The organism is Stenotrophomonas sp. GD04024, from assembly GCF_029837545.1.
GTDB classification, from domain to species: Bacteria; Pseudomonadota; Gammaproteobacteria; order Xanthomonadales; family Xanthomonadaceae; genus Stenotrophomonas; species Stenotrophomonas forensis.
On the sequence record NZ_JAOEDV010000030.1, the window covers coordinates 1 to 16,997 of the forward strand.

General features: G+C 66.4%; 17 protein-coding genes. 12 read left to right on the forward strand and 5 right to left on the reverse strand.

Annotated features, from left to right (window positions below):
• Positions 1-207: 207 nt before the first annotated feature.
• On the reverse strand, positions 208-1,224 hold the full coding sequence (pstS, locus tag N7590_RS11560; protein WP_164242960.1) for a phosphate ABC transporter substrate-binding protein PstS: 1,017 nt from the start codon (positions 1,222-1,224) through the stop codon (positions 208-210).
• Positions 1,225-1,357: 133 nt separating this feature from the next.
• Between pstS and N7590_RS11565 the strand changes: the two genes are divergently transcribed.
• The gene (locus tag N7590_RS11565) at positions 1,358-1,582 is read left to right on the forward strand and encodes a hypothetical protein (protein WP_164242959.1); all 225 of its coding nucleotides are present in this window, start codon (positions 1,358-1,360) and stop codon (positions 1,580-1,582) included.
• 139 nt (positions 1,583-1,721) lie between these two features.
• On the forward strand, positions 1,722-2,954 hold the full coding sequence (locus N7590_RS11570; RefSeq protein ID WP_053449245.1) for a porin: 1,233 nt from the start codon (positions 1,722-1,724) through the stop codon (positions 2,952-2,954).
• 79 nt (positions 2,955-3,033) lie between these two features.
• Here N7590_RS11570 and nth read toward each other — a convergent pair whose 3' ends face one another.
• Genes nth through N7590_RS11585 form a run of 3 tightly spaced genes read right to left on the reverse strand, consistent with a single transcriptional unit; the run spans position 3,034 to position 4,866 of the window.
• Positions 3,034-3,726 (reverse strand): endonuclease III, encoded by a 693-nt coding sequence (gene nth, locus N7590_RS11575; protein WP_053449246.1) that lies wholly within the window; start codon positions 3,724-3,726, stop codon positions 3,034-3,036.
• Positions 3,726-4,079 (reverse strand): hypothetical protein, encoded by a 354-nt coding sequence (locus N7590_RS11580; RefSeq protein ID WP_164242958.1) that lies wholly within the window; start codon positions 4,077-4,079, stop codon positions 3,726-3,728. The genes nth and N7590_RS11580 overlap by 1 nt, the downstream gene beginning before the upstream one ends.
• 4 nt (positions 4,080-4,083) lie before the next feature.
• Positions 4,084-4,866, reverse strand: a complete 783-nt coding sequence (locus tag N7590_RS11585) for an enoyl-CoA hydratase-related protein (protein ID WP_164242957.1) — start codon at positions 4,864-4,866, stop codon at positions 4,084-4,086.
• Positions 4,867-5,033: 167 nt separating this feature from the next.
• Here N7590_RS11585 and N7590_RS11590 point away from each other — a divergent pair, with 167 nt between their 5' ends.
• The 6 genes from N7590_RS11590 to pncB all read left to right on the forward strand — a co-directional run bounded on the left by N7590_RS11590 (position 5,034) and on the right by pncB (position 10,912).
• A complete protein-coding gene (locus N7590_RS11590) occupies positions 5,034-5,735 on the forward strand; it encodes an FKBP-type peptidyl-prolyl cis-trans isomerase N-terminal domain-containing protein (protein ID WP_005408797.1) in 702 nt (233 codons plus the stop codon).
• 102 nt (positions 5,736-5,837) lie between these two features.
• Positions 5,838-6,650 carry a CoA pyrophosphatase gene (locus tag N7590_RS11595; RefSeq protein WP_053512056.1) on the forward strand — a complete coding sequence of 271 codons (813 nt, stop codon included), beginning with the start codon at positions 5,838-5,840 and terminating at the stop codon, positions 6,648-6,650.
• The gene (locus N7590_RS11600) at positions 6,647-7,549 is read left to right on the forward strand and encodes a sulfurtransferase (RefSeq protein WP_164242956.1); all 903 of its coding nucleotides are present in this window, start codon (positions 6,647-6,649) and stop codon (positions 7,547-7,549) included. The genes N7590_RS11595 and N7590_RS11600 overlap by 4 nt, the downstream gene beginning before the upstream one ends.
• 388 nt (positions 7,550-7,937) lie before the next feature.
• On the forward strand, positions 7,938-8,789 hold the full coding sequence (locus N7590_RS11605; RefSeq protein ID WP_049456281.1) for a glycosyltransferase: 852 nt from the start codon (positions 7,938-7,940) through the stop codon (positions 8,787-8,789).
• Positions 8,786-9,625, forward strand: coding sequence for a glycosyltransferase family 2 protein (locus N7590_RS11610; RefSeq protein ID WP_164242541.1), 840 nt, complete (start codon positions 8,786-8,788; stop codon positions 9,623-9,625). Before N7590_RS11605 ends, N7590_RS11610 begins: the two co-directional genes overlap by 4 nt.
• 105 nt (positions 9,626-9,730) lie before the next feature.
• Positions 9,731-10,912 (forward strand): nicotinate phosphoribosyltransferase, encoded by a 1,182-nt coding sequence (gene pncB, locus N7590_RS11615; protein WP_008264910.1) that lies wholly within the window; start codon positions 9,731-9,733, stop codon positions 10,910-10,912.
• A 22-nt stretch (positions 10,913-10,934) separates the two neighbouring features.
• On the opposite strand, the gene N7590_RS11620 is transcribed toward pncB, so the two are convergent.
• Entirely contained in the window at positions 10,935-11,300 is a 366-nt protein-coding gene (locus tag N7590_RS11620; protein WP_004154160.1) for a hypothetical protein, read from the reverse strand.
• A 459-nt stretch (positions 11,301-11,759) separates the two neighbouring features.
• Here N7590_RS11620 and N7590_RS11625 point away from each other — a divergent pair, with 459 nt between their 5' ends.
• From N7590_RS11625 to N7590_RS11640, 4 genes are all read left to right on the forward strand, one after another.
• The gene (locus N7590_RS11625) at positions 11,760-12,299 is read left to right on the forward strand and encodes a fimbrial protein (protein WP_004154162.1); all 540 of its coding nucleotides are present in this window, start codon (positions 11,760-11,762) and stop codon (positions 12,297-12,299) included.
• 85 nt (positions 12,300-12,384) lie between these two features.
• The gene (locus N7590_RS11630; protein ID WP_008266722.1) at positions 12,385-13,116 is read left to right on the forward strand and encodes a molecular chaperone; all 732 of its coding nucleotides are present in this window, start codon (positions 12,385-12,387) and stop codon (positions 13,114-13,116) included.
• A 92-nt stretch (positions 13,117-13,208) separates the two neighbouring features.
• Positions 13,209-15,773, forward strand: a complete 2,565-nt coding sequence (locus N7590_RS11635; RefSeq protein WP_345781937.1) for a fimbria/pilus outer membrane usher protein — start codon at positions 13,209-13,211, stop codon at positions 15,771-15,773.
• Positions 15,764-16,801, forward strand: a complete 1,038-nt coding sequence (locus N7590_RS11640; protein WP_164242540.1) for a fimbrial protein — start codon at positions 15,764-15,766, stop codon at positions 16,799-16,801. The genes N7590_RS11635 and N7590_RS11640 overlap by 10 nt, the downstream gene beginning before the upstream one ends.
• Positions 16,802-16,997: the final 196 nt, after the last annotated feature.

The window sequence follows — 16,997 nt, forward strand, 5'->3', positions numbered from 1 at the left end:
AGGGCCGACCAGGAGCAGTCGAGCAAGCTCGACTCTACCGACCAGGAGCAGTCGAGCAAGCTCGACTCTACCCACCCGGGCAGTCGAGCAAGCTCGACGCCACCGGCAAACGAGAAAGGCGCGAGATCTCGAGGATCTCGCGCCCGGGTGGGATCGGCGGGGGAGAGAGGACCCGCCGATCCCGTTCCTGCGGGGGAACGCGCTTGCTTACTTCAGGTTCTGCGACCAGTAGGTCTCGATCTGGCGGACCAGGCTGTCCGGCAGCGGCACGTAGTCCAGCTGGCGGGCCTGGGCGTCGCCGCTCTTGTAGACCCAGCGGAAGAACTCCTGGGTGGCCTTGCCGTTGGCAGCGTTCTTCGGCTTCTTGTGCACCAGGATGAAGTTGGTCGCGGTGATCGGCCAGGACTCGGCGCCCGGGGCGTTGGTCATCACCAGGTAGAAGTCCTTGGCGCTGGCCCAGTCGGCGCTGGCGGCAGCGGCGGCGAACGAGGCGTCGCTCGGCTGCACGAACTTGCCGGCGGCATTCTTCATCGCGGTGTACGACAGCTTGTTCTGCAGCGCGTAGGACAGTTCGACGTAGCCGATGCCGCCCTTGATCTGCTTCACGTAGGCAGCAACGCCTTCGTTGCCCTTGCCGCCGATGCCGGCCGGCCACTGGACCGAGGTGCCTTCACCGACCGAGCTCTTCCACTCCGGGCTGACCTTGGACAGGTAGTTGACGAAGTTGAAGGTGGTGCCCGAACCGTCCGAACGGTGCACGACGGTGATCTTGGCGCTCGGCAGGGTCAGGCCCGGGTTCAGCGCGGCGATGGCCGGGTCGTTCCAGGTCTTGATCTTGCCCAGGAAGATGTTGGCCAGCACGGTGCCGTCCAGCTTCACCGCGCCCGGAGCGATGCCGGCCACGTTGACCACCGGCACCACGCCGCCGATCACCGACGGGAACTGGGCCAGGCCCGAAGCAGCCAGTTCTTCCGGCTTCAGCGGGGCGTCGGAGGAGCCGAAATCAACGGTCTTGGCCTTGATCTGGGCGATACCACCGCCGGAGCCGATCGACTGGTAGTTGACCTTGTTGCTGGTGGCGGCGTTGTAGTCGGCCGACCACTTCGACATCACCGGGTAGATGAACGAGGCGCCCGCGCCGGTGATTTCAGCGGCGTTGGCGGCGAACACGGACGACGCTGCGAAGACGGCAACGGCAACGCGCGACTTGAAGGCGTGGATCACGGGGTGGCTCCTGGGTTGATTGGGATGCGGGGTTACCCGCCCGGTGCACATTCCATAACGGTTCGATGACAGCGCGGGGACCGTTGTATGACGCATCCATGACAGCGTTGCCCGGCGCCCGTGGAGCAGGGGCGTGAAGGAACGACGCAGCCGTTGTGACCCCTTTCTATATGTCGCTGATGGCCTGTCCGATGCATGCGTGTTCCGGGCATTCCGCAGCGATCCGGCGTTTTCCGCGCGCAACCGGCGCGGCAGGTGGACGCCGCGCGGCGGCGGCCAGCGCGTCGACGCCGATACATCACGCCATATGCCGCAAGGGATCGACAAGGATGGCGCGGCAAATGCGTCGTACGCATGACCGCACGAAGAAATCTGTGGTTGGTGCTCAGGTTGTCATTCGGCTGTCATGGTTTTAACGGAATGTTAGCAAAACGCTTGACCGGCCTGCCGGCGTGGCGTTCTGCCCAAGCCATTCCAACCCTCTGGAGAAATCCAAAATGCGTTCCCATTTGCTCGCCGCCGCGGTCGTTGCAAGCCTCGGTCTGGTTTCCGCCGACGCCTTCGCAGCTCCCGCCAGCACGGGCGTATCCCAGGCACAGCTGCAGCAGCTGCAGGCGCAGATCGCTGCTCTGCAGGCCCAGGTCCAGCAGCTGCAGAGCGACTCGCAGGCGCTGCAGGCGCAGTCCGACGCGCAGTCTGAAGTGAACATCACCCAGGCCCAGGCCCTGGAAGGTGCGCAGAAGACCCAGACCAGCGTCGACAAGCTGGCCAAGCTGGTCAATGACAACAAGATTGGCGGTCGCATGTTCTTCGACCTGACCAACATCGACAAGACCAGCAACGGCAAGGACACCGCCGCCAGCGGCACCGGCCTGGACGTCAAGCGCTTCTACCTGACCGTCGACCACAAGTTCAACGACATCTGGTCGGCGAACCTGACCACCGACTTCCAGTACAGCTCGGCCATCGGCAACACCGAACTGTTCGTCAAGAAAGCCTACGTGCAGGGCAGCTTCGACCCGGCCTTCAACCTGCGCGTCGGCGCCGCCGACATGCCGTGGATCCCGTACGTCGAGAAGTTCTACGGCATGCGTTATGTCGAGAACACGCTGACCGATCGCCTGAAGTACGGCAACTCGTCCGACTGGGGCCTGCATGGCTTCGGCAACCTGGGCAACAACTTCAACTACGCCGTCTCGGTCGTGTCCGGCGCCGGTTACAAGAACCCGACCCGCAGCAAGGGCATGGACGTGGAAGGCCGCGTGGCCTACACCCCGAACGAGAACTTCGTGGTCGCCGTCGGTGGCTACAGCGGCAAGCTGGGCAAGGAAACCGACATCCAGAGCGCCGAGAACACCTACACCCGCGCCAACGCGATGGTGGCCTACGCCGACAGCAACTTCCGCGTCGGTGGCGAGTACTTCCAGGCCAAGAACCTCAACAACGTGCTGACCGTTGCCACCGACAAGACCAGCGGCTGGTCGGTGTGGGGCAGCGTGCGCGTCACCGACGGCGGCATCAACGTGTTCGGTCGTTACGATGACACCGACGTCAGCAAGACCCTGGACCCGACCCTGAGCGACAAGTACTGGAACGTCGGCGTCGAGTTCCCGGTCATGAAGAACCTCAAGCTGTCGACCGTGTACAAGTACACGCACCTGGCCAACGCCGGCGACAAGAAGAACGACAAGACCAAGGAATTCGGCGTCTGGGGCGACCTGTCGTTCTGATCACCTGAAACACAGTGTCTGAAAGCGAGACGGCGGGCCTGGTGCCTGCCGTCTTCGTTTCGTCACAACACGGTCCGCGTCACGCTTCGGCCGTGGTCTTGTCCTTGAACCGGCACAGGTCGGCAATCACGCAGCCCGGGCAATCCGGCTTGCGCGCCTTGCACACATAGCGGCCGTGCAGGATCAGCCAGTGATGCGCGTCGAGCAGGAACTCGGCCGGAATCGCCTTCACCAGTTTGTCTTCCACCTCGCGCACGTTCTTGCCGGGGGCCAGCCCGGTGCGGTTGGCCACGCGGAAGATATGCGTATCCACCGCCATCACCGGCTCGCCGAACGCCGTGTTGAGCACCACGTTGGCGGTCTTGCGGCCGACGCCGGGCAGCGCTTCCAGCGCGTCGCGGTCACGCGGCACTTCGCCGCCATGCTTCTCCAGCAGGATCGCGCAGGTGGCGATCACGTTCTTCGCCTTGGCGTTGAACAGGCCGATGGTGGCGATGTACTGCTTCAGGCCGTCCTCGCCCAGCGCGAGGATCTTCGCCGGCGTGTTGGCCACCGGGAACAGGCGGCGCGTGGCCTTGTTGACGCCGACGTCGGTGGCCTGTGCCGACAGCGCCACCGCCACCAGCAGTTCGAACGGCGAACTGTATTCCAGTTCGGTCTTCGGGTGCGGATTGAGTTCGCGCAGGCGGGTGAACATTTCCACCACGTCGGCACGCGGCATCACGCCGCCACGGCGCGCCGGTGCGCGCGCGGTCTTCTTCACCGTGGCCATTACTGCTCCTTGCCGGTGGCGCGGGCCTTGGCCCGGGCGAGGATGGCCGCCGCTGCCGCGGGCAGGGCCGGCTTCACGTCCGGTGCCGGGGCGGGTGTCCGGCGTGCGTCGCGTTCGGCCTCACGGCGCGCCAGGCGCACCGCGCGGGCGCGATAGCGTTCGCGCGCCGCCCAGGCCGCGTGCAACTGCTGCTGGGCCTGCTGCAGGCGATGCGGCAACTCGGGGTGGCCGGGCAGCAACTGTTCGTCGCCGGCACGGGCGACATAGTCCATCAGCCCGGCCTGCAGGGCGCCATCGAGATCGTCTGCCTGGACCCGGGCGAACAGCTGCGCGGGGTTGGGTCGGGATGCCATGGCGTCAGCGGTTCTGGAAGGCCGGCGGACGGCGCTGCAGGAAGGCACTGGTGCCTTCGCGCATGTCCTCGGTGGCAAACAGCAGGCCGAACTGTGCGCTTTCGTACTCCAGCCCCGCTTCCAGGCTGCACTCGCCGCCCACGTGCACCGCATCGAGCAGGCCGCGCAGGGCCAGCGGCGCCGAACGTGCCAGCTGGCGGGCCACGTCCTGCACGCGGTTGTCCAGCGCGTCGGCGGCGACCACCTCGTTGACGATGCCCAGTTCCAGCGCACGCGCGGCGTTGACCGGCGCCCCCAGCAGGCACAGCTCCAGGGTGGCGGCGCGACCGCACAGGCGCAGCAGGCGCTGGCTGCCGCCGAAGCCGGGAATCAGGCCGAGGTTGATTTCCGGTTGGCCGACCTTGGCGGTATCGGCGGCGATGCGCAGATGGCAGGCCATCGCCAGTTCCAGGCCGCCGCCCAGCGCAAATCCGTTCACGCGCGCGATGACCGGCTTGGGCATGCGTTCGATCTGGCGCATCAGGGCCTGGCCCAGCAACGAGAAATCACGTCCCTGAACGGCGCTGAGGGTGTTCATTTCCGCGATGTCGGCGCCGGCCACGAAGGCCTTGGGGCCGGCGCCGGTCAGCACCACCACGCGTACCTCCGGGTCGGCGGCGGCGGCGCTGAACGCCTCGGCCAGCGCCTGCAGGGTCGCGGCATTGAGGGCGTTGAGCTTGTCCGGGCGCTGGACGGTCACGGTGCGGATGGCGCCGTCGTCGGCGACAGCGATCAGGGCATCGGCCACGGGGAAACTCCTGGAACGTTAAAAAAAAGTGAGATTGAACTCCGCGAACGCAGACGGGTCATAGCCTGCATCGTGAGTAGCGGTTACACGTTGCGCCCGTTATCCTAACCCGTCGCCTCAGGGCGGCGCAGAACGTCCCTGAGTTACCACCCCTGGAGAACTGTTTGATGAAGTTGCGTTCTATCGCGGTCGCCGTCGCGGCCCTGGCCCTGACGGGCAATGCCTTCGCCCAGGACGTCTCGTCCGAAAAGGGCAAGCTGAGCTACTACTTCGGTTACGACTACGGCAACAACCTGGCGGAGCTGACCGGTCGTGGTGAGCAGCTGGACATCAACTCGGTGGTGAAGGGCCTGCAGGATGCCTACGCCAAGAAGCAGCCGGCGATCACCGCCGAGCAGCTGAAGCCGGCCGTTGAAGCGTTCCAGAAGCGCGAGCAGGGCCGTGCCCAGGCCGCCAAGGCCGAGTACGAAAAGGCCGCTGCCGAAAACAAGACCAAGAGTGATCAGTTCATCGCAGCGAACAAGGCCAAGGCCGGCGTGCAGTCCCTGCCGAGCGGCGTCCAGTACCGCGTGATCGAAGCCGGCAAGGGTGCCAAGCCGACCCAGGCCAGCACCGTGCAGCTGGAAGTGGCCGGTCCGTTCCCGTACGGCCAGCGCCCGACCGAAGCCCGCCCGGCCCAGCAGATCCCGTCGATCAAGGTCAGCGAAGTCGAAATGAAGGCCATGCGCGAGACCCTGCTGCAGATGCCGGCAGGCTCGAAGTGGGAAGTCACCCTGCCGCCGGACCAGGCCTACGGTGCCGACCCGCGCACCCCGTTCCCGCCGAACGTGGCTGTGCAGTTCGAGATCAAGCTGGTCAGCGTCAAGTAATATCGAAGCAGTAAACGAAACGCGCCGGTGATCCCACCGGCGCGTTTTTGTTTGCGCAGTGCCTGACGCGCAAATCCAGCCCACTCGCGCTACTGTTGCAGGGTGCAAACAACGGAAGAATCGGCGCGTGTTGTCGCAAGTCCCTGCATCGGAGTGTGCACGCTGGATCCGGACCGGCGGTGCGCCGGCTGCGGGCGGCATCTCGATGAGATCGCGCGGTGGTCGTCGATGAGCAACGAGGAACGCAGCCGCATCCTGCATCGCGTGCAACCCCTGCGTGAACAGCTGCAGCAATCATTGCGTGGCTCGCTGGCCGATCACGAACGCCTGATGCGCGCGCTGCATCCACTGGCCGTGCCGCCGCTTGGCGACGGCTGGAACCGCAGTGAACTGATCGACCTCCTGCCGCCCGGCCCCCCCGTGGAAGCGGCGGTGCTGGCCGGCATCGTGCCGCGTGCCAACGGCGCACAGGTGATTCTCACCCGCCGTACCGAGACCCTGCGCACCCATGGTGGCCAGGTCGGGTTCCCCGGCGGTCGCACCGAACCGGACGACCGCGATGCACTGGCCGCTGCGCTGCGCGAGAGCCAGGAAGAAATCGCGCTGGCGCCCGGCCAGGTGCAGGCGCTGGGCTACCTGGATCCCTTCGTGACGATCACCGGTTACCGGGTCACGCCGGTGGTGGCGGTGGTGGATCCGGACTTCGTGCCGGTGCCGCAACCCAGCGAAGTGGCCGAGGTGTTCGAGGTGCCGTTGGACTACCTGATGGCTGCCGACAACCTGCGCCAGGTCGAAATCAATCATCGCGGCCGCATCCGCCACGTCCTTGAATACGGCTGGCCGGGCCAGCGCATCTGGGGCGCGACCGCGGCCATCCTCTACAACCTGCGTCGCCGCCTGGAGCAAGTGCAATGAAGCCGATCGATCCGCCGTGGACCACCCTGGTCGATGTCGCCACCCTGGCCGCTGCATTGGGCGAGGGCGTTCGCGTGGTCGACGCACGTGCTACTGCCAGTACCGCCGTACGCGTGGTCGATGCGCGGTCCTCGCTGGCTGATCCGCAGGCCGGTGGCGGCCAGTACCTTGCAGGGCACATCCCGGGTGCGGTCTACGCCGATCTCAATCGCGACCTGTCCGACCTGTCCCGCGTCGGCCATGGCCGCCATCCGCTGCCGGACAGCAACGCCTTCGCCGCGAAGCTGGGCCAATGGGGCATTGGTCCGGATACCAAGGTGGTGGTCTACGACGGCAGCGACGGCAGCATGGCCGCCGCGCGGCTGTGGTGGTTGCTGCGCCTGCTCGGCCATGGCCGGGTGGCGGTGCTCGACGGCGGCATCGCCGCCTGGCAGGCTGCCGGCCATCCGCTGGCAACCGGGCAGGAGGCGGCAGCAGCGCTGCCGGCCTATCCGGGCCGTTTCGATACCACCCAGATCGCCAATGCCGATGAAATCTCTGCGCGGTTGAAGCACGCGCCGGGTTGGCTGGTCGATGCCCGTGCGGGCGAACGTTTCCGTGGCGAAGTGGAGCCGCTGGACCCGGTCGCCGGCCACGTGCCGGGTGCGGTCAACCGGCCGTTCGCCCTGAACGTCCTCGACGGCCGCCTGCGTGATGCACAGGAACTGCGCGCCGAACTGCAGGGCGTGATCGGCAACCGCGATCCGCAACAGGTGGTGCTGATGTGCGGCTCTGGCGTGACGGCCTGCCATCTGCTGCTGGCGATGGAATCGGCCGGTTTGTCCGGCGCCCGCATCTACGCCGATTCCTGGAGCGGTTGGGTCAGCGACAGCAGCCGCCCGGTGGCCAGCGGCGCGTGAGCTCGTACCCTTGCACGCATCGCGCATGAAGCAGTCGAGCATGGCTCGACTCTACAAAAGCCCATTCCGATCGATGTGACGCTCATCCACGCATGGCGTGGATCCACCGTGTCGACCAAGGTCGACACCCACCCACAGCAGCCGGAATCTGTCGAAGGCGGGGTGGGTCCGGTTGCGGGGGCGTGAGCCGCATGGATGCGGCGACCGAGCCTACATGGACGTATTTACGGCGTCCCCCGCAACCGGACCCACCCCGCCAACCCTCGGAATGCACGCTTTTGCTGTTGAGGTTGCCGGCCAGCGGCCGGCACTACCGCGGGTGCCGGGTGCAACCCGGCCGATACCCTGCCAGTGCTAGGCTGTGGGCACCGACAACCACGGAGGCGGGATGGGGGCGATCGTGTTGTTGCCGCTGTGCGTGGACGACGCTGCGCTCGACCGCTGCCTGGCGGCGCTGGATGCCGGCACCGCGCCGGGTACCGCGGTCTGGCTGGCCGACGATGCGCAGACCGGTCCGCGTGCACAGGCGGTGGTGGAGCACTGGTTGGCACATACGCCGCTGCAGGCCGAATACACCCGGCGCGCACGGCCACTGGGCGAAGTCGCCCACCTTGATGAAATGCTGCGGGCCTGCGATGGCCTGGACGTGGCAGTGCTGGCACCGGACAGCGTGCCGGCGCCGGGCTGGCTGCAGCAGCTGCAGGACGCCTTCGCCCGCGATGCCGCCATCGCCACCGCGACACCGTGGTGCAATGCCGGGGAAACGGCGGCCTGGCCACGGCTGGGCGAGATCAATCCCGAACCACAGGACCCGGCCGTGCTGGCGCACACCTGTGCCACGCTGCCGACGCTGCATCCGGAACTGCCTTCGGCGGTCACCCATGCGGTACTGGTGCGCGGCAATGCGCGCCGTCGGGCCGGTGGCCTGGACGTGGACAGCTACGCCGGCTGGAACGCCGCACTGGTCGATCTCAGCCTGCGCATGGCCGGGCTGGGATGGCGCAACGTGCTGTGCGAGACGGCCTTTGTCAGCCGGGCAGGGGAGGCGATCAGCCGCGACGGTGATCTTGAAGCGCTGGCCGCGCGCTGGCCGGGCTGGGTGCCACGGCTGGCCGACTTCCTGATGCATGATCCGCTGCATGGACTGCGTGCCGACCTGCAACAGCGCATGCAGCAGGCGATAATGCCGCGCGAACAGGGCGACCTGTTCGTCCCGCCCGCGCCGGAGCCACCCGCTTGAATGTTGCCATTGCCGCCATTGTCGTCACCTACCAGAGTGGCAGCACCATCGATGCCTGCCTCTCGCGCCTGCGCCAGGCGCAGGATGTGGCCGAGATCCGGGTGATCGACAATGGTTCGCTGGATGGCACGCTGGACATCGTGCAGCGGCATGCCAGCCATGATGCCCGCGTGCGTTTCGTCGGCAATCCGGACAATCCCGGTTTTGCCGCCGCCAACAACCAGGGCGTGGCCGACTCGATCAGCCCGTGGCTGGCCTTCATCAACCCGGACCTGATGGTCGAAGCGGATACCCTGGCCGAGCTGCGCCGCCGTGCCGAGGCGCTCGGCGATTGCCTGCTTGGTGTCGAGCAGCTGGACGAGCATGGCCAGGCCGACGAGGCGGTACGCCGTCGCGATCCCGATTTCCTGTTGATGCTGCGGTCGCCCGGCCGGGGTTCGAAACTGGCGGTGCCGCGCGATCCGCACCAGGCCCTGCAGCGGGTGCCGGCGCTGTCCGGTGCGTTGCTGATGATGCCGCGCGTCCTGTTCGACCGCATCGGCGGTTGGGATGCGGGCTATCGCCTGCATGCCGAAGACCTGGACCTGTGCCGCCGTGCGCGCGAGGCCGGCGCGGTGGTGGCGATCGCCAACGATCTGCAGGTGACCCACGTGCGTGGTGTCTCCAGCCGCTCGCGGCCGTTCTTCGTCGAATGGCACAAGCACAAGGGCCTGTGGCGCTACTTCCAGAAATTCGAGGCGAGGCAGCGCTCGTTACCGGTGCGCGCTGCGGTATGGGCGGCGATCTGGGCGCATGCGCTGATGCTGGTGCCGCGCCTGCTGCGCAGGTCGTTGTAGAGCCGAGCCCACGCTCGGCTCAGGCAGATCCAGCCGAGCGTGGGCTCGGCTCTACGAAAGGCGGGCGCGCCCCCGGTTCACCCCGGCGGGCGCATAATCCGCCCCATGCCTATCATCCAGTCCCTGCTCGACACCGACCTGTACAAGTTCACCATGATGCAGGCGGTGCTCCATCAGCATCCCGGCGCCCAGGTGCAGTACCGGTTCAAGTGCCGTACCCCCGGCATCGACCTGGCCCGTTACATCGACCAGATCGACGAAGAAATCGACCACCTGTGCACCCTGCGCTTCAGTGACGCAGAGCTGGACTACATGCGGGGCCTGCGTTTCGTAAAGCCGGACTTCGCCGATTTCCTCGGCCTGTTCCATCTCGACCGCAAGTACATCCAGCTGCGCGCGTCGAAGGCGGTGCCTGGTGAGATCGAGCTGGACATCACCGGCCCGTGGCTGCACACCATCCTGTTCGAAGTGCCGCTGCTGGCGATCATCAACGAAGTCTGGTTCCGCAACACCACCACGGCCGACTTCGCCGAGGGCGAGCGCCGGTTGCAGGCCAAGGCCGCGCTGCTGCGCGATACCCCCGGCTTCGAGCAATGCCGCATTGCTGACTACGGCAGCCGCCGCCGCTACTCGCGTGACTGGCACGCGCGCCTGCTGCCGTTGCTGCGCGATGCCCTTGGCCCGCAGCTGGTCGGCACCAGCAACGTGCACTTCGCCCGGCTGTACGGCATGACCCCGCATGGCACCATGGCGCATGAGTACCTGCAGGCGTTCCAGGCGCTGGGCCCGCGCCTGCGCGACTCACAGGTGGCGGCACTGGAATCGTGGGCGCGCGAGTACCGCGGCGACCTCGGCATCGCGCTGTCCGACGTGGTCGGCCTGGACGCGTTCCTGCGCGACTTCGACATGTACTTCTGCAAGCTGTTCGACGGCGTCCGCCATGATTCGGGCGATCCGTTCGACTGGGGCGACCGCATGCTGGCGCACTTCCAGCAGCGCCGCGTCGATCCGCGCAGCAAGGTGCTGGTGTTCAGCGATGGGCTCGACATTCCCAAGGTGATGCGCCTGTACGACTACTTCCGCGGTCGCTGCCAGGTCGCATTCGGCGTCGGCACCCACCTGACCAATGATCTGGGCCCGACGCCGCTCAACATTGTCATCAAGATGGTCCGCTGCAATGGCCAGCCGGTGGCCAAGCTCAGCGATTCGCCGGGCAAGAGCATGTGCGACGACCCGGGTTACCTGGCTTACCTGCGCCAGGTCTTCGAGCTGCCGCAGCCGGAATGACCGCGCCGGTGAGGGCGGGCGCTTACAGGTAGTCGACGACCACCAGATAGGCGCCCTGCAGCGGCTGCTGCTGCGAAGCCTGGACGCGGTAGCGTTCGGAGAAGGCGATATCGCCGGCGCGCATCGCGCTGGCGGACACCGACAGCTTCTGGCCCTGGCGCTTGCCGTCGCGCAGCGTCGCAGCCTGGCCATCGGCCAGCGCCGTCACTTCCACCGTCGAGCCCTTGGCCGACGGCGGGCAGGCCGCCAGGCTCAGTTCGCCCTGGGACAGGTTCGTCGTGCAGCCCGGCTCGGCAATGCGGCCGCTGAAACGGATGTTGCCGCTGCTGGCCTGGGCCAGCGCACTGACGGACATCAGGGCCACGCACAGCAGAATGGAGTTCCTCATGACACGTTCTCTGGTTCGGTGTGTCCTAGTTAGCGACAGCTTCGATCAGCCTTTAATAGGACGAGTTCGAATCTGCTAGGGCCATCACCAAGAAAGAGTGATGCGCATCAAAGAAGCTGATTTCCGCCTGAAAAAGGCCGGATTCCGCGCATGCCGGGTGCGTCACTCAATGCGTCATCGAACGTCGTTTGCGGCCCGCCAGGGCCCGCGTCAAATCCCCCACGCCCTGCTGGGCGCCATTTCGCTTAGCACGTCACATTTGTGCCGTCAATAAATTGGCGTTCATAAAAATAATGAGACTTTCATCACACTTGTGCCTATACTTGCGTCACGGATTCAGGGGAAGGTATGTCCGAGTCCGGCCACAGGTGAGACGCAAGGATGGGTCTTGTTAGCCCGGCAGTGCTCCTTGCTTCCTCCTCTACTTCTCATCTCTTCAGTAGGGTTAGGTAAAAGCGAATGCACAAGAACACTCTCATCGCCGCTCTGATGCTGGCCGCCGCTCCGCTGGCCGCCAATGCCGCCGACGGCACCATCACCTTCAATGGCAAGGTCACCGACAAGACCTGCACCATCTCGACCCCGGGCGGCAAGGACTTCGCCGTCAACCTGCCGACCGTGTCCAAGAACACCCTGGCCACTGCCGGTGCCGTTGCGGGCCGTACCCCGTTCGCCATCAACCTGACCAAGTGCAGCGCCGGCAACGTCGCCACCTACTTCGAGCCGGGTTCGACCGTCGACTTCAACAGCGGCCGCCTGGTCAACCAGGCCTCGGCCAACGCTGCCACCAACGTGCAGCTGCAGCTGCTGGGCTCCAACAACCAGTTCCTGCCGATCAAGGCTGCCGGCGCTGGCCTGGCCCAGACCAACTCGCAGTGGGTCACCGTCGGCACCGACGGCTCGGCCGACCTGAACTACTACGCTGAGTACTACGCCACTGCCGCCGCCACCCCGGGCGACGTCACCAGCAGCGTCAAGTACACGATCATCTACAACTGATCGTCGCCGTACCCGCATTGGCCGGCGTACGCGCCGGCCAGTGCTCCGCGGCCCCTGGCCACACCTCTCGAGCGTAGTACTTCCGATGAAAGCATTCTTTCCCCGGGCGCTGCTGCTGGCAGCGTTCACGCTGCCCTTCTGCCAGGACGCACTGGCCGGCGTGGTGGTCAATGGCACGCGGGTGATCTACCCGGCGCAGGCGCGCGAAGTCACCGTGCAGGTCGACAACGTGGGCGACTCGCCGGCCCTGGTGCAGGCCTGGATCGACAGTGGCGATGCCAACCAGACCGCCGATACCAGTGATGCCCCGTTCGTGCTGACGCCGCCGATCGCGCGCGTCGAGCCGGGCCGCAGCCAGGCGCTGCGCGTGATCTTCTCCGGTGCGCAACTGCCGGCCGACCGTGAGTCGGTGTTCTGGCTGAACGTGCTGGATGTGCCGCCGTCGCCGGACAACGCCGACAACACGGGCGAACAGAATTACCTGCAGGTCGCGTTCCGTTCGCGCCTGAAGCTCTTTTACCGGCCGCAGGGCCTGAAGGGCGTCGCCAACGACGCACCGGCAGCGCTGCGCTGGACCCGCACGGGTGACCGCCTGCGCGTGGAAAACCCCAGTCCGTTCCACGTCACGCTGGCCGAAGTGCATGCCGTGACCGGCAGCAGCGAAAAGGCCGTCGAGGACAAGGGCGCAATGGTCGCGCCGAAGCAGAGCCTGGAGTTCGCCGCACCGGCGGGCACCGACCAGGTGCGCTTCATCACCATCAACGATTACGGCGGCCGGGTGGAACACACGATCCGCCTCGGCAGCACCGGGGGCTGAACGCGCCGCGCTGGCCCAGGGCCTGCGCATCCCGCCACCGCCGCCGCGCGGCGAATTGAAGGAATGTCAGTGTGATCGGAAACAGATTGACATTGTCGATCCACCAGGCGATCTGCCTGTTGGCAGCTGGCGTGGCCTGCCCAGGATGGGCACTGGCAGCGCCGGCCAATCTGGGCGAGCAGGCGCTGATGGCGCAGAGCGGCGCAGCCAATGCGCGTGCCCCGGAATCGGCCCAGTTCAATTCCAGCTTCCTGTCCGGCCAGGCCAAGCAGGTTGACCTGGCAGCCTTCAGCAATGGCAACCCGATGGTGGCCGGCACCTACCGCGTCGACGTCTACGTCAACGGCGGCTGGCAGGGCCGTCGCGACCTGCAGTTCAAGGCCGACGCGCAGGGCCACGTCGATGCGTGCCTGCCGCTGCCGATGCTGGAAGAAATGGGCGTGGACAGCGAGGCCGTGCTGCTGCAGCAGGACCCGACGCTGCCGACCGACAAGACCAGCTGCGTGCCGGTGCAGCAGCGCATGGCCAATGCCTACGGCATCTATGACAGCGGCAACCTGCGCTACGACCTCAGCATCCCGCAGGTGTTCCTGCGCCGCGAAGCACGCGGCTACGTCAATCCGGCGCTGTGGGACCGGGGCATCAACGCCGGCTTTGTCGGCTACAGCTTCAATGCCATCGACAGCGACAGCCGCGTTGAAGGTGGCCAGCGCAACCGTAGCGCCTACCTCGGCCTCAATGCCGGCCTGAACCTGGGCGGCTGGCAGTTCCGCCACGACTCGAACCTGACCTGGTCCGAGGGCGATGGCCGTCACTGGCAGAGCATTGCCACCTACGCGCAGCGCGGCATCCCGCAGGTGCGCGGCATGCTCACCATCGGTGAGGCCTACACCACCGGCGAGCTGTTCGATTCGATCGGTTACCGCGGTGCCAGCCTGGCCAGCGACGACCGCATGCTGCCCGACTCGCTGCGCGGCTACGCGCCGGTCGTGCGCGGCATCGCCGAAACCAACGCGCGCGTTGAAGTGCGCCAGAACCAGCAGCTGATCTATTCCTCCACCGTGTCGCCGGGCAGCTTCGTCATCGACGACCTGTACCCGACCGGCTACGGCGGCGACCTGGAAGTGAGCGTGATCGAGGCCGATGGCCGCCGCCGCGAATTCAAGGTGCCGTTCGGTTCGGTGCCGCAGATGCTGCGCGAAGGCGTCTCGCGCTACGCGCTGACCGCCGGCCAGGTCCGCAACAAGCTGCTGGCTGATGAGCCGTGGCTGGTGCAGGGTACCTACCAGCGCGGCATCGGCAACCAGCTGACCCTGTACGGCGGCAGTGCGCTGAGCGATGGCTACCTGTCGCTGCTGTACGGCGTTGGCCTGTCCACGCCGGTCGGTGCGTTCGCGGCCGACGTCACCCATGCGCGTACCTCGTTCGATCACTACGGCAACCACACCGGTGCCAGCGTGCGCTTGAGCTACAGCAACATGATCGGCGAGACCGGGACCAACCTGACCCTGGCCGCGTACCGCTATTCGACCGACGGCTTCTACAGCCTGCAGGACGCGCTGTATGGCCGCGATTCGGACAAGCGCGGCATCGATCCGACCACCCGTGGCCGCCAGCGCAGCCAGTTCCAGCTGACCCTGAACCAGCCGCTGGGCCGTCGCGGCGGCGCGCTGTACGTGACCGGCTCGGTGCGTGACTTCTACGACCGCGCCGGCACCTCCAAGCAGTACCAGGTCGGCTACAACAACGCCTGGCGTTCGGTGAACTTCGGTTTCTCCGCACTGCGTACCGAAGAAGGCGTGCTCGGTCGTTCCGACACCCAGTACCTGCTGTCGATGAGCGTGCCGCTGGGCCGTGGCACCCACCCGGTGTCGTTCAGTGCCGACCTCGGCATGCGCGACCGCGGCGGCTACGACAACAGCCGCGTCGGCATCACCGGTTCTGCCGGTGTCGACAACAACTTCAGCTATGGCGCGGCGCTGTCCGATTCGCGCGAGGGTGGCACCACCGCGGTCGGCAATGTCGAGTACCGCAGCCGCTACTCGGCACTGAACGCGACCTACAGCCATTCGCGTGATTTCCGCCAGGCCTCGGTCGGTGCCAACGGCAGCGTGGTCGTGCATCCGGGCGGCTTCACCTTCACCCCGCAGCGCGGCGACACCATGGTGCTGGTCGAAGCACCGGGCGCGCGCGATGCCATCGTCAGCAACGCCCCGGGCCTGCGCGTGGACGGCCGCGGTTACGCGGTGGTGCCGTACGTGTCGCCGTACCGCCTCAACACCGTCACCCTCGACCCGCAGGGCATGGCCCACGACGTCGAGCTGGAAAGCACCAGCCAGTCGGTCGCGCCGTTCGCCGGTGCCATCAGCTACCTGCGCTTCGACACCCGCAAGGGCAATGCACTGCTGATCCAGGTCCGCAACCCCGATGGCCGCAGCATGCCGTTCGGCGCGCAGGTCAAGGATGAGCAGGGCCAGCCGGTGGGCATGGTCAGCCAGGGCGGCCGCCTGTACGTGCGCAGCGAACAGAACCAGGGCCGCCTGCTGGTGGAGTGGGGCGCCGGTGCCGATCAGCGCTGCACGATTGATTACCAGGTTCCGGCGGGCGCCGATGCGTCCAAGACCGGCTTCATTCCGCTGGAGGCAGCATGCCGATGATTCCTTTCCGTGGCCGCAGGCTGCTGGCCACGCTGGCCGTGCTTGGTGGCGCGCTGCTGGCGCAGCAGGCCAGCGCCGCCTGCCGCATCCAGATCAACGGTTTCGTTGCCCAGGATGTGCAGATGGACATGGGCCAGATCGTGATCCTGCCCAGCACGCCGGTGGGCGGTGTGATCAAGGAACTCAGCGTGCCGATCAACCAGCAGAACAGCGTCGCCCGTTGTGACTACTGGTATGGCGGCAGCTCGACCGGTGAGTACGTCAATGCCCCGCAGAAGCGACCGGTGGCCGGCTTCGCCAACGTCTACGAGACCGGCGTTGCCGGTGTGGGCATCCGCCTGTTCCGCGACTCCGGCGCGATCCAGACCTATTACCCGCATTCCATCAACTTCGGCGCCAACTCCACCATCTCGCTGATCGGTGGGCAGTTCCGCATCCAGCTGATCAAGACCGCCGCGCAGACCGGTTCGGGCGTGATTGCGCCGAATGGCCGCTTCACCACCTACTACTTCGATGGCGACGGCCCCAGCCGCCCAGTGCTGACCTCGACCTTCCGCGGTTCGGGCACCACCGTGGTCAGCCCGACCTGCGAAGTGGAGGCCGGTAGCCGCAACATCGCCGTTGATTTCGGCAGCGTGCCCAATACCAGCTTCACCGGCGTCGGTTCGCGCGCGGTCGATCGTGACTTCGAGATCCGCCTGAACTGCCAGGGCAGCAACGTTGCGTCTTACCAGAGCAAGATCGGCATCCGCCTCGACGCCGACCAGGACAGTTCGAACATGCCGGGGGTGCTGAAACTGAGCGCGGCCACCAACAGCGCGACCCGCATCGGCATCCAGATGGTGCAGCGTGATGGCAGCACCGAACGCGAAGTCCGCTTCGGCCAGGCCATCAATGTCGGCACCACCGCGCCGGGTACCAGTGTCATGAGCCTGCCGCTGCGGGCCCGCTATGTGCAGACCCAGGCCGGGACCGTCGGTGCCGGTGTCGCCAACGGGCAGGCAACGTTCACGATCCAGTACGAGTAAGACCGCTTTTCCATCGCTGAGCACTGCCCCGCACGTCGCCTGTTCCGCAGGCGGCGTTGACTGCGTCTTGATGCCGCAAACGTGAAGATCGGAGCTATCATGACCGTACAGAAACATGAATGTGATGTGCGTCATGGAAATGACCTTCCCTTCACCGCAGCGTCTCCGCCATCGGGCCTTCCGCCCGGTTGAGGGG